Source organism: Streptomyces sp. BF23-19, assembly GCF_041106355.1.
GTDB lineage: Bacteria > Actinomycetota > Actinomycetes > Streptomycetales > Streptomycetaceae > Streptomyces > Streptomyces virginiae_A.
This window is the reverse complement of sequence record NZ_JBGBPT010000050.1, coordinates 28638-41217: the sequence shown is the minus strand read 5'-3', so window position 1 is coordinate 41217 and position 12580 is coordinate 28638. Positions and strand designations below refer to the sequence as shown.

Annotated in this window: 11 protein-coding genes; 7 read left to right on the top strand and 4 right to left on the bottom strand. The window is 73.3% G+C overall.

Going from position 1 to position 12580, the window contains the following annotated elements:
- Window positions 1-17 precede the first annotated feature (17 nt).
- Both AB8A24_RS26140 and AB8A24_RS26135 read left to right on the top strand, forming a co-directional pair.
- Window positions 18-1190, top strand: coding sequence for a SchA/CurD-like domain-containing protein (locus AB8A24_RS26140; RefSeq protein ID WP_328964316.1), 1173 nt, complete (start codon window positions 18-20; stop codon window positions 1188-1190).
- Between the two features lie 13 nt (window positions 1191-1203).
- Window positions 1204-1455 carry an acyl carrier protein gene (locus AB8A24_RS26135; RefSeq protein ID WP_030388264.1) on the top strand — a complete coding sequence of 84 codons (252 nt, stop codon included), beginning with the start codon at window positions 1204-1206 and terminating at the stop codon, window positions 1453-1455.
- A gap of 82 nt (window positions 1456-1537) precedes the next feature.
- Here the strand turns inward: AB8A24_RS26135 and AB8A24_RS26130 are convergent, their stop codons facing one another.
- From AB8A24_RS26130 to AB8A24_RS26120, 3 genes are all read right to left on the bottom strand, one after another.
- Window positions 1538-2596, bottom strand: a complete 1059-nt coding sequence (locus tag AB8A24_RS26130) for a methyltransferase (RefSeq protein ID WP_369477795.1) — start codon at window positions 2594-2596, stop codon at window positions 1538-1540.
- Between the two features lie 35 nt (window positions 2597-2631).
- The gene (locus AB8A24_RS26125) at window positions 2632-3822 is read right to left on the bottom strand and encodes a right-handed parallel beta-helix repeat-containing protein (protein WP_328964314.1); all 1191 of its coding nucleotides are present in this window, start codon (window positions 3820-3822) and stop codon (window positions 2632-2634) included.
- Between the two features lie 196 nt (window positions 3823-4018).
- Window positions 4019-4540, bottom strand: coding sequence for a DM13 domain-containing protein (locus AB8A24_RS26120; protein WP_369477804.1), 522 nt, complete (start codon window positions 4538-4540; stop codon window positions 4019-4021).
- A 286-nt stretch (window positions 4541-4826) separates the two neighbouring features.
- On the opposite strand from AB8A24_RS26120, the gene AB8A24_RS26115 reads away from it, so the two are divergent.
- Together AB8A24_RS26115 and AB8A24_RS26110 are read left to right on the top strand one after the other, a co-directional pair.
- Window positions 4827-5189 carry a hypothetical protein gene (locus AB8A24_RS26115; RefSeq protein ID WP_266388684.1) on the top strand — a complete coding sequence of 121 codons (363 nt, stop codon included), beginning with the start codon at window positions 4827-4829 and terminating at the stop codon, window positions 5187-5189.
- 222 nt (window positions 5190-5411) lie between these two features.
- A complete protein-coding gene (locus AB8A24_RS26110) occupies window positions 5412-9293 on the top strand; it encodes a helix-turn-helix domain-containing protein (protein ID WP_369477803.1) in 3882 nt (1293 codons plus the stop codon).
- Here AB8A24_RS26110 and AB8A24_RS26105 read toward each other — a convergent pair.
- A complete protein-coding gene (locus AB8A24_RS26105) occupies window positions 9277-9846 on the bottom strand; it encodes a helix-turn-helix domain-containing protein (protein WP_030719130.1) in 570 nt (189 codons plus the stop codon). The genes AB8A24_RS26110 and AB8A24_RS26105 overlap by 17 nt on opposite strands.
- Window positions 9847-10014: 168 nt before the next feature.
- Here AB8A24_RS26105 and AB8A24_RS26100 point away from each other — a divergent pair, with 168 nt between their 5' ends.
- The 3 genes from AB8A24_RS26100 (at window position 10015) to AB8A24_RS26090 (ending at window position 12572) form a co-directional block, all read left to right on the top strand.
- On the top strand, window positions 10015-10794 hold the full coding sequence (locus AB8A24_RS26100) for an ABC transporter permease (RefSeq protein ID WP_369477794.1): 780 nt from the start codon (window positions 10015-10017) through the stop codon (window positions 10792-10794).
- Window positions 10791-11510, top strand: coding sequence for an ABC transporter ATP-binding protein (locus tag AB8A24_RS26095; protein ID WP_369477793.1), 720 nt, complete (start codon window positions 10791-10793; stop codon window positions 11508-11510). The genes AB8A24_RS26100 and AB8A24_RS26095 overlap by 4 nt, the downstream gene beginning before the upstream one ends.
- A gap of 63 nt (window positions 11511-11573) precedes the next feature.
- Window positions 11574-12572 carry an ABC transporter substrate-binding protein gene (locus tag AB8A24_RS26090; protein WP_369477792.1) on the top strand — a complete coding sequence of 333 codons (999 nt, stop codon included), beginning with the start codon at window positions 11574-11576 and terminating at the stop codon, window positions 12570-12572.
- The last annotated feature ends 8 nt before the right edge of the window (window positions 12573-12580 follow it).

The window sequence follows — 12580 nt, the reverse complement described above, 5'->3', positions numbered from 1 at the left end:
CTCGAAGGAGTGTGAAGATGACAACCTTGTCGGAACGGATATCCCAGTCCGCCTTCGACGGCTCGAGGCTTCGGGTCGTGCTGCTGCTGGATCTGTACGACGGTGCGCAGAATCAGTTCCTGGAGGTGTACGAACATCTCCGCGAACAGGTGTCCTCCGTCCCCGGGCACATCAGCGACGAGTTGTGCCAGTCGATCGAGAATCCGTCGCAGTGGCTCATCACCAGTGAATGGGAGAGCGCACCGCGGTTCTTGGCCTGGGTCAACAGCGAGGAACACGTCGCGTCGGTGCAGCCGCTCCACGGCTGTGTACGGGACACCCGCTCGCTGCGTTTCAGCGTGCTGCACGTGACCGGCAAGGGGCCGGGCCCCGGCTCCCTCGCCCCCACCGGCCCGCCCTCCGCCGCCACCTCTTCACCGGACGCCGTCGACCGGGTCCTGGGCAGCCTCCAGGTCGCTCCCCGGCGCGGTGACGGCGTGGTCCGGCACGCGCTCACCTTCACCGTGAAGCCCGGCAGCGAGCCGGTGGTGGCGAAGCTCCTGGCCGGGTACACGTCCCCGCAGGCCCAGGTCGACGAGAGCACCCGACTGCGCCGCACCTCGCTGTTCATGCACGGCAACCGTGTCGTGCGGGCGGTCGAGGTCGAGGGCGACCTGCTGGCGGCCCTGCGGCACGTGGCCCAGCAGCCCGAGGTGCAGGCGTTGGAGGAGGCCATCAACCCGTACCTGGAACAGGACCGGGATCTCAGCGATCCCGGATCGGCGCGGATGTTCTTCACCCGTGCGGCGCTCCCCGCGGTGCACCATGTGGCGGCCGGCGGCCGCGAGGGGGCGGACGTCGAGCGGCACGCCCTCTTCTACCCCGCGAAGGACGGGTGCGGCATGGCGCTGGCCCGGCTGCTCGCCGGGCAGGACGAAGCGGCCGTGGACGACCCGACGAGCCCCATCGAGGGCAGCACCGTCTTCCAGCGCGACGACATCGTCGTGCGCCTCCTCGACCTGCGCGGCCCGCTCGAGGCGCGCCCCGCACTGGCCCTCGGCGTCGAGGGCGTCCACAAGGCGGGCGTGCTCGCCCGGCTGCTCGACAGCGCCAAGGACGGCGTCCCCACCACCGACCAGGAGATCTCCCGCTTCCTCGCGCGCTCTGAAATGCGCCTGATCACCGACCGGCGTTCGCCGGTCCAAGCCTGAGGAGTTGTCCGTCATGACCGCTCGACTGACCATGGAAGAACTGGCCGCCCTCATGAAGAAGGGGGCCGGCGTCACCGTCGACCCCGCGGCCATGGCGAGCCGCCCCGACTCGGGCTTCGACGAGTGGGGCCTGGACTCCCTGGGCCTCCTCGGCATCGTCGGTGAGCTGGAGAACCGGCACAGCCGGCCGCTGCCGGCCGACGCGGACCGGTGCAAGTCCCCGCGCGAGTTCCTCGACCTCGTCAACAACGCCCTGGCGGCCTGACAGCGACGCCCGGGACACCGCCCACGCCCTCGAGACCGGCTTCGTGCCGGTCTCGAGGCGTTCGGGCGTATGCCGGCGGGCATCACCCGGGCACGGTGCACTCGAACGCGTGCAGGTACGCGTTGACCGGCCGGATCTCGCCGATCACCAGTCCGGCGTCCTCCATGCGGGCGCAGAGGCTGGCCTTGGTGTGCTTCGCGCCGCCGACGTTGAGCAGCAGCAGCAGGTCCATGGCCGTGGTGAACTTCATCGACGGGGTGTCGTCGACCAGGTTCTCGATGATGACGACCCTGGATCCGGGGCGGGCCGCCTCGACGACGTTGCGCAGGGTCCTGCGGGTGCTGTCGTCGTCCCACTCCAGGATGTTCTTGATGATGTACATGTCGGCGTCGACCGGGATGGCCTCGCGGCAGTCCCCGGGGACGATGTCGGCCCGTGCGGCGAGCGGCCCGTCCTCCCGCAGGCGCGGGTCCGCCTTCGCCGCCACGCCCGGCAGGTCGAGCAGGACGCCCCGTACCGTCGGGTGCTTCTCCAGCAGGCTCGCCAGTACGTGGCCCTGGCCGCCGCCGATGTCCGCGACGACCGAGATCCCGGTGAGGTCGAGGAGCTCCGCGACGTCCAGCGCCGACTGCATGCTGGAGGTGGTCATGGCCCGGTTGAACACGTGGGCCGAATCGTGCGCGTCCTGGTGCAGGTAGTCGAAGAACCCCTTGCCGTACAGCTCCTGGAAGACGCTGGCGCCGGAGCGGACGGCGTCGTCGAGCCGCGGCCAGGCCTGCCAGGTCCAGGGCTCGGTGCACCACAGGGCGATGTAGCGCAGGCTGTGCGGGTCGTCCTCGCGCAGCAGGTGCGACATCTCGGTGTGGACGAACTGCCCGTCCTCGGTCTCCGCGAAGATCCCGTAGCAGGACAGGGCGCGGAGCAGCCGCTGCAGCGGCAGCGGCTCGGCGTTCACCGCGGTCGCGAGCTCGGCCGCGGTGGCGGGCGACTCCCCGAGGGCGTCGGCCACACCCAGGCGGGCGGCGGCCCGTACGGCGGCGGCGCAGGCGGCCCCGAAGACGAGCTCACGCATGCGCATGGCCGGCTGGGGGGTGTGCTGGGGGGACGGGATCGGGGTGGGGGTGGGACTTACCGTGGTCATGAGGCCTCGATTCTGCTGATCAGGGGGATCACGCGTCAGCACATCCCGGCCGGCACGGAGGATGCGCACCGGTTGTTGACGAACTGGTTGCCCGTTCCGGTCCCCTGGTTGGCCAGGTCCGCCGGCTTGTTGTCCCGCACCACGTTGTCCCGGATGACGTTGTCGGTGTTCGTCGCGCCCACGAAGCTCTTGAACAGCAGGATTCCGCCCGACAGCGGGGAGGCTCCGACGTTGCCGCGGATGTCGTTCGAACGGACGATCGTCTCCTCCGCCCCGGTGAGGACGATGCCGACGCCCTGGATGTCGGGGAGGCGGGTGTTGCCCTTGCAGAACTTGTTGTTCTCGTGGATCCGGTTGTTGCGGATGGTCATGTCCCCGGCTCCGGGCTCGCCCTCGTCGCCGACGACGAAGATGCCGCCGCAGTTGCCGGTGAGCTCGTTGCCGTAGACGGAGAGGTTGCGCACGCGCCGGACGGTGACGCCGATCCGGTTGCCGGTCAGCGTGTTCCGGCGGACCACGGCGCCCAGGGTGTCGGTGGCGCCGCCCTCCCGGTCGACGGTGTTGGCGATGAAGAGGCCCGACTCGGCGTTGTCACGGGCGATGTTGTCGCGGAAGAGCCCGCGCGTGGACCGCTCCTGGGCGATGCCCCAGGTGCCGTTCTTCTCGGAGATCACCCGCTGGACGCTCAGCCGGTCGGTGTAGGAGGCCCAGATGCCGTTGCGCTTGAAGCCCGAGACGGTCAGCGAGTGGATGTCCACGTCGACGACGGGCTGCTCCGCCGTACCCATGACGCAGATGCCGGTGTCGGCCTGCGAGCAGGCGAGCGCCCGGCCGGACGTCGCGGGCGTGTCGGACGTGGCGGGCTTCGCGGGCGGCTTCGCGGCCGGCGCCTGGGCCGCCCCGGATGCCACCGGGGCCCCCGACGCGCCGGGAGCCTGCGGCGTCACGGGGGCGACCGGCGTGACGGCCGTGACCGGCGGCCTGATCACCGTCCGGGCGCCGTACCCGCGCAGGGTCAGCCTCTTGGTGATCAGCACGTTCTCGTAGTAGGTGCCGGGCATCACGGTGATGGTGTCGCCCGGCCTGGCGTAGTTCACCGCGTCCTGGATCGAGTCGCCCGGGTGCACTCTGCGTCCGGCCGCGGCCGAGGACGGCGCGAGCACGCCGAGACCCGCGGCCATGACGACTGCGATGCACGTGAGGGACTTGATTTGTCGGTTCGTCACGATGCCGAAGTTATGGGCGATGACGACCGCTCGCCACACTGCGCGACCGGATGGATACACCCCGTGGGCAAACGGCCGCATTTTGACGTCCGGAGGAGTGGATAGTCGTACTCCGAGCGACGGCCGAACGGGGTGACGCCCGGTCAGCTCCGGCCCTACGGCGTGTCGCCCGGCCCGGACGGCCTCCGGCGGCGCGTCACACGGCGGCGAGACCCGCCGCTCCGAAGGAGACGTCGAAGCGGTCGCACCAGATGGTCACGCTGCTGAAGTCGGCGATGTTCACGTCTGCGGGGACCGGGTAGTTCTGGTCGCCCTTGTTGCCCTTGAGCTTGCCGAGGCTCGTGTGCCTGCCGTCGTCGAAGACGCGCCAGCCCGCCACGCCCTCCTTCACCGGGGCGTCGGTCAGCCACACCCGCAGGTCCGGTCCGTTGCTGGTCTCGAGGTTCGCCAGTCGCAGGGTGTGGGACCCGTCGGGGAGTCGGATGAGCTCCACCGTGCCGGTGGTGCTGTGCTCGTGGCTGATGAGCGTCCCGCGGGCGACGGTCACCGGGGCGGCCGGGGCACCCGGTACGGCCGCGGACGCGCCCGGGCCCGACGGTGCGGCGGCGGCCGGGAGCGCTTCGCGAACGGTCTCGTCCTGCCACAACTTCCACGGCTGCAGCCAGTACAGGGCCACCGCCGACACCACCGCCGCCGCCGCGATCGACGCTCCGCCCAACAGCCGCCCGCGCCGCCTTGTCCGTGTCACTGCCGTTCCCTCATTCCTCGTCTTGACCCCGTCCCTACGGATTCAACGCGGCCGGGCCGCCGTGCGCCATGCCCGCGCCGATGACGAAAGTCTTACGCCGACCCGACCGGCCGTTGCCCCCTGCTCCGCGTCCGTGCTGGTGGCAGCGGGTTTCCCCGGTTCGACCGCGATGGGCAACGGGCAACCCGTCGACCCCTGTGCGGGCCGGGGGCAGGCTGAAGCCGTCAGCACGAGGCAAGCACCACAAGGGGAAACCATGCGCAAGATGTTCCGCGGCGCCGCCGCGCTCGCCACCGCCGTCGTCGCCGTGATCGCCCTCAGCGGTTCGGTCGAGGCCAAGCCGGCCGACGCGTGGGCCGGCTGTCCGGACGGTGCGGTCTGCATCTACCCTCAGAACCAGAACCCCGCCGTCAAGCCGACGCACGTCTTCTACTCCTACGGGGCGCACAATCTGAGCAACCAGTTCGGGAACCACTGGGTGCTCAACAACCAGTACGGCGGTGCGACCGCAAATCTGTGCACGGGTTCCGGAGGCTCGGGCTGCGGCAGCCCCATCGCCGCCAAGACCGGTGTCTACGCCGACCTCACGCCCATCAACTCGATCCGGCTCAACCGGTAGCCGTGCCCCCGTCAGGGCGGCGTGCGGAGCCGCCCGTCAGGTGGCTCCGCACGCTCGTGTGCCGGTCGTACCGGTCCGAAGAGGCGGTCGCCCGCCCCACCCCCGCTGTAGCCTGGGCACTCCCGTACCGCTGCCTGGGCGCGCACTGCCATGGGGGATGTCTTGGGGGATCCGGACCACCGGCGGAAGACCGATCGCCAGCCCGAGTCCGACGGCGCCGCGATGCACTTCCCCGCACAGCTGAGACGTCTGCGGGTGCAACGTGGTCTGTCCCTCGCGGACCTCGCCCGGCAGACGCATTACAGCAAGGGCTATCTGAGCAAGATCGAGACCGGCTCGAAGCGCGTCACCGTCGACGTCGCACGACGCTGCGACGACGTACTGCGGGCTGGGGGTGAACTGGTGCGGATGGTCCGGGAGACGGGGCCGCGCGGCTCCGACGGCACCGGCACCGACGGCCTGGGCGATGCCGGTGCGCACGCCGGTCCGCAGGTGGACGCCGAGTGTCCCTACCGGGGCCTGCCGGCCTTCACCACACGGGAGGCCCGCTGGTTCTTCGGGCGGAACCGGGCGACGGCCGAGCTGATCGAGCGGGTCTTCGAACGGATCGGCGACGGGCCGCTGATGCTGCTCGCCCCGTCGGGTGCCGGCAAGTCCTCCCTGCTGAACGCCGGTCTGGTGCCGGCGCTGCGCGGGGGCGACTTCCCGATGCCGGGCTCCGACACCTGGCCGGTGCTGCGGTTCACGCCCACCGCGCACCCGCTGGAGGAACTGCTGGCCTGCGCCGCGAAGGTCCTGGGCGGCGATCTCGGCGTCACCGCGGACGAGGTGCGCGACCGGCCGCACGCGCTGCTCGAAGCCGTCCGACGGCGCTCGGCCGGCCCCCCGGCGGACGGCCTCGACCGGACGCCGCCGCCCCCGCGTCCGGTGCTGCTCGTCGACCAGTTCGAGGAGTTGTTCACGCTGTGTGCCGACGAGGACGAGCGGCGCGCGTTCGTCCGGGTGCTGTGCGCGCTGGCGGCCGCCCCACCCGAACCGGCCGGTCCCGAACCGGCCGGTCCCGAACCGGCCGGTCCCGGAACGGCCGGTCCCGGAACGGCCGGCCGGGAACCGGAGGGCCCGGAACCGGAGGGCCTCGACCCCGCCGTCGTGGTGCTCGGCGTACGGGCCGACTTCTCCGGGAACTGCCTGGACCTGCCGGAGCTGGCCCCGGTGTTCACCCGAGGGCTGTTCGTCCTGCCCCCGATGTCCCTCGCGGAGCTGCGGGAATCGATCACCCGCCCCGCCGACCTCGCCGGTCTCACCCTCGAACCGGGCCTGTTCCCGCTGCTGATGCGCGACGTCGGCCTGCGCGAGGATCCGCCCGACCGGATGCCCTCCGGGGTGCTCCCCCTGGTCTCCCACTCCCTGCTGGCCACCTGGGGCCAGCGCGAGGGCGCCACCTTGACCGTCGGCGGGTACGAGCGCACCGGCGGCATCCAGGGGGCGATCGCCCGCACCGCCGAGGAGGTGTTCACCCGCCTGTACCCGGCCGAGCAGAACACGCTCCGCCGCGTCCTGGTGCGGCTGGTGCACGTCGCGGACGGTACGGGGGCCACGCGCCGCCGGATGAGCCGGACCGCCCTGATGGAACAGCTCGCCGACGCCGGCCCCGCCGCGGCCGCGCTCGACACCTTCGTCCGGGCCCGTCTGATCACCATGGACAGCGACACCGTCGAGATCACCCACGAGGCCCTGCTGCACGCCTGGCCGCGGCTGCGCGGCTGGATCCGCGCCGACCGGGCCGGGCTGCTGGTCCATCAGCAACTGGCCCACGCCGCCGCCGAATGGGAGCGCGAGGGCCGCGATCCGTCGGCGCTGCACCGCGGGACCCGGCTGGAGAACGCCCGGGCCTGGGCCGACGAGCACGACGGCAGGGACCGGCTCGGCCCGCTGGAGGCCGCCTTCCTGCGGGCGAGCCAGGACGCGCAGGACAGCCGTGAACGGCAGGCCGGGCGCCAGGTGCGGCTTCGGCAGTGGACGCTGGCCACGCTCGTGGTCCTGCTGGTCCTCGCCATGGGCGCGGGTGGGCTCGCGTACCAACAGCGCGCGGGCGCGCTCGGCCAGGAGCGCGTCGCCCGGTCGCGGGCGCTCGCCCTGCAGTCCGCGGCGCTGGCCGTGGGCCGGCCCGAGGCCTCGATGCGGCTCGCCGGTCAGGCGTACCGGACCTCGGCGACGATCGAGGCCCGCGGGGCGCTGCTGAGCACCCAGTCCCAGCCCTTCGTCGCCCGCCTGGGCGGGCACGACGGGCCGGTCAACGCGGTGGCCTTCGCGCCGGACAACGGCACGCTGGCGACGGCCGGTTCGGACGGGACGGTGATCCTGCGGCGGGTGGCCGACCGCCGGACGATCGCGACCTTCACCCTGCCCGGGCGGGTGCGCGCGGTGGCCTTCAGCCCCGACGGCTCGACGCTCGCGGCCACGTCGACGGACGGGCCGGCGCGGCTCTGGGACACCTCCGCCGGTGGGGGCGGCGGCACCCCGCTTCCGGCGAGTACGGCGGGCGCCCGCGCCGTGGCCTTCGCGCCGGACGGGCGGAGCCTGGCCGTCGCCGGTGCCGACGGGACGATCGGGTTGTGGGATGCCGCCGGGGACCATGGCGCGTTGGCCTCCCTCACCGGTCACACCGGGCGGGTCAACGCGTTGGCGTACGCCGCCGACGGCCGGACGCTGGTGTCTGCCGGCGCCGACCGGACCGTACGGCTGTGGGATCCGGTGGCGGCCGAGCCGCTCGCGGTCCTGACCGGGCACACCGACGAGGTGCTGGGCGCGGCCTTCGCTCCGGACGGCCGTACGGTCGCCACCGGGGGCGTCGACCGCACCGTACGGCTGTGGGACGTGGCGGGCCGGCGGACGACGGCCACGCTCACCGGGCACAGCGACGACGTGAACGGGGTCGCCTACACGCCGGACGGGACCACGGTCGTCAGCGCGGGCGGCGACGGTACGACCCGGCTGTGGGACGTGGCCGGGGGCCGGGCGGTGGCGACGCTCGCCGGACACACCGACTACGTCCTCGGGGTGGCCGTGGACAGCCGGGGCGCCTTGTTGGCCACCGCCGGTTTCGACACGTCGGTGGTGCTGTGGGACCTGCGGGGCGCGGCGCTGACCTCACGGCCGTTCACGGAGATCTGGGACGCCGCGTACAGCCCGGACGGGAAGCGGCTGGCGACCGCGGAGGCCGATCACGCGGTCCGGTTGTGGGACGTGGCGGAGCGCCGGGTGCTGGCCACGTTCGAAGGACACGGCGAGACGGTGTTCTCGGTGGCCTTCTCCCCCGACGGGCGGACGCTGGCGTCGGCCGGTTCCGACGGGACGATCCGGCTCTGGGACACGGGGGCCGGCGGGGAGCCGGCGGTCCTCACCGGCCAGGGCGGGACCGTCTTCGCGGTGGCCTTCTCCCCGGACGGGCGGACGCTGGCCTCGGCCGGTTCCGACGGCGCCGTACGGCTGTGGGACGTGGCGGGGCGCCGCCCGCTCGCGATCCTGGCCGGTCACACGGACTTCGCCAACGACGTGGTGTTCAGCCCCGACGGGCGCACCCTGGCGAGCGCCGGGGACGATCTGACGGTCCGTCTGTGGGATGTCGCGGGGCGTCGCCCCTTGGCCGTCCTCACCGGGCATCGGGGCGCGGTGCGCGGGGTGGCCTTCAGCCCGGACGGGCGGACGCTGGCGAGCAGCGGCAACGACGGCACCGTGCGGCTGTGGGACGCGCGGGGCCACCGCTTCCAGGCGGCGCTGACCGGGCACACCGGCTCCGCGCGGGGCATCGCCTTCTCCCCCGACGGCCGCACGCTCGCGAGCAGCGGCAACGACCGCACGGTCCGGTTGTGGGACGTGGCCGGGCGCCGGCCGGTGGCCGCGCTGTCCGGCCACACGAACGCGGTGTGGAGCGTGGTGTTCGCCCCGGACGGGCGGACGGTGGCCAGCAGCGGCACGGACGGCACGGTACGGCTGTGGGACCTGGACGTCGGGGCGCGCCTCGCGGCGGTCGACAGGCTGCGGGCGTCCGACCCCGAGGGGCAGGACGGGGGTCCGTCCCTCGGGGTCAGGCGTTCGCGATGACGAGCAGGGTGCGCGCCGCGACCGGGCCCGACAGGCGGCAGCGGTGCGGGACTTCGCCCCGGTGGTGGGCGCTCTGGCCGGCGCGCAGGGTCAGCGGTTCCTCGCCCTCGACCTCCAGGACGATCTCGCCCTCCAGGACGTAGAGGAAGTCCTCGCCGGGGTGTTCGAACCAGCCGCGCTCGCCCCGGCCGGGCTCGAAGTGGTGCTCGTAGGCCTCCATCAGAGCGCTGCGCCCGCCGGGGATGAGCACTTGGGCGATCTGGCCCGCGGCCTCGTCCACCCGGATCACCTGCGGATCGCTCTCGTGGCTGACGGCGCCGGGTCGGTCGGGTGGCCGCAGGAAGGTGCCCGGGGTGACGTCCAGGGCCTCGGCGATCCGGTAGATCGAGCTGAGGCTGGGCGTGGCGAGTCCGCGTTCCAGCTGGCTGAGGAAGGGCTGGGAGAGGCCTGAGCGGGTGGCGAGCACGGCCATGGAGACGCCGCGCTGTTTGCGGCAGCCGCGGATCACCCGTCCGACCTCGATCGCTTCGGGCGTGGGTTCTGGGCGAGACACGCAGGTGAACGTACCTCATGGGGTCGGGCGGGCCGGGGGGCCGCGGGAGGTTTCGCACTGCCGCAACACTCCCGTCATAAGCGTGGTCAATTATTGACCTCACTTATCAACGCGTCGGAACACGTCGGAACACGACGGAACGCGTCGCAACGAACGAGGAGCCGCCCCGTGCACGCCACCCCCTCACCCCCCGGCCGGAGCCTCGCCGGGCTCGGCCCGGCCCTGGGCGCGGCCGGCGTCGTACTCGCGCTCTGGTACCTCCTCGCCCACTCCGGCGGGGTCGCCCCGGGACTGCTGCCCACCCCCGGCGAGACCATGGCCGCGCTGGCGGACAGCGCCCGCAGCGGCACCCTGGCCGCCGACCTCGGCGCCAGCCTGGCCCGGGCCGGGCAGGGCTTCGCGCTGGGCGCCGTCATCGGCAGCGCGCTCGGCTTCACCACCGGCTACCTGCCGAAGGTGTCCGCCGCCGTCACCCCGGTGATCTCCTTCCTGCGGCCGATCCCGGCCATCGCCCTGGTGCCGCTCGCGACCGCCTGGTTCGGCATCGGCGAGAGCGCCAAGCGTCTGCTCATCGCCTACGCCGTCCTGCTCGCCGTCTGGTTGTACGTCCACGACGGGGTGTCCCGGGTCCCGGTCTCCCATCTGCGGGCGGCCCGGTCGCTGGGGGCTCCGCTGCACCGGCGGTTCACCGAGGTGCTGCTGCCCGCCGCCGCCCCCGCCCTGCTCGCGGCGCTGCGCTACGGGGCCTCGGTGGCCCTGCTCGCGCTGGTGGCGGCCGAACTGGGCGGCGCGGACAGCGGGTTGGCGTACCGACTCCAGGTCGACGGGCAGTTCCTGCGGGTGGACCGGATGTTCGCGGGGCTGCTCGTGCTCGGGCTGCTCGGGGTGGCCGTCGACCTCGTACTGGCCGCCGTGGGCCGCCGGTTCGTGCACTGGAGCGCGTCATGAGCCTGGAAGTACGGCTGGAAGGGTTGTCGGCGGGCTACGCGGCCGGCGCGCCCGTGCTGGAGCACACCGACCTGGAGTTCGCGGCGGGCTCGTTCACGGCGCTGCTCGGGCCCAGCGGATGCGGCAAGTCCACGGTCCTCAACACGGTGGCCGGCTTCGTACGGCCCACCGCCGGGCAGGTGACGGCGGGGTCGGATCCGGTCCGCGGACCCGGCCCGGAGCGGGGCGTGGTCTTCCAGCACTACGCGCTGTTCCCGTGGCGCACGGCCCGCGGAAACGTCGAGTTCGCCCTCAAGCGGCTCGGCCTGCCGCGCGCGGAGCGCCGCCGGCGCGCGCTCGCGGCGCTGGCCGAGGTGGGGCTCGCGGACGGCGCGGAGAAGTACCCGGCCCAGCTGTCGGGCGGGATGCAGCAGCGGGTGGCACTGGCCCGAGCGCTGGCCGCCGAGCCCGAAGTGCTGTTGATGGACGAGCCGTTCGGAGCGCTGGACGCGCTGACCCGGACCCGGATGCAGACCCTGCTGCGGGAGTTGTGGCAGCGCCGCGGCACCACCGTCCTGTTCGTCACGCACGACATCGACGAGGCGCTGGCACTCGCCGGGCGCGTGATCGTCCTCGGCGGGAGTCCCGGGCGGGTGCTCGCCGACCATGCCGTGCCCTCCGGCCCGCCCGATCCCGACCTGCGCTCCCTGATCGCCCGCCACCTCGGCTCCGAGTGATCCCTGTCCCCCTGCCCCCCTGCCCCCCTGCTCCCCCGCCTGTCCCCGGAAGGACTGTTCACCATGCCCAGACCCCGCGCGGTGGCCGCCGTACTGCTCGCCGTCCTGCTCTCCCCGCTCGCCACCGCCTGCACCGGCTCCACGTCGGGCACCCCGGACGGCGCCCGCCCGGCCGTCACCCTCGCCGCGAGCGACCACCTCGGCGGCGCCCCCGTCTACCTGGCCGAGGAGGGCGACCTCTGGTCGGCCGAGGGCATCGCGGCCACCGTCACCACCCAGCCCACCGGCCGGGACGCGCTGAACGCCGTGCTCGGCGGCCAGGCCCAGCTCGGCGTCGTCGGCGATCTGCCCGCCGTGACGGCCGCCCTGGGCGGGCGCGAGCTGCGGGTCGTGGCCGACCTGTCCCGGTTCTCCGACTGGCGGCTGCTCACCCGGACCGACCGGCAGATCACCGGCTTCGCCGCGCTGAAGGGCCGCAAGGTCGGGGTCCCGCAGGGCACGAACGTCGAGTACGCGCTGTCGCGGATGCTCGCCTCGGCGCAGCTGACCGCCTCGGACGTGACCGTGGTCAACCTGGCCCCGAACCAGGTCACTTCGGCCCTGGCCCGCGGCGACATCGACGCCGGGGTCACCTTCCCCAGCTTCTACGACGCCGCGCGCACCGCCCTGGGCGGCGCCTACGCCGAGCTCCCCTTCACCGGATACACGGCCAGGACCCTCCTCGTCGCCGGCTCGTCCGCGAACGAGGAGAGCACGGCCGCGGTCCTGCGTACGCTGCTGCGTGCCCAGCGGGAGCTCGAAGCCGACCCGGCCGGGGCGCGCAAGGCCGTACTCGCCCAGTCCCAGGGCGTCCTGCAGGCCGCCTACGTCGAGACCTACCAGCCCCGCTACACGTACGGCGCGACCCTCTCCCCCGAGCTGCTGGTCCAGCTGGAGGAGGAGGCCGCCTGGGCCAAGGCCGCCCAGAAACTGCCCGGCGCCGCCGACCGCGCCGCACTGATGCGCCACCTCGACTCCGGCCCCCTGACGGCCGTCGACCCGGCCGCCGTCACCGTCCGCTGAACCCCGCA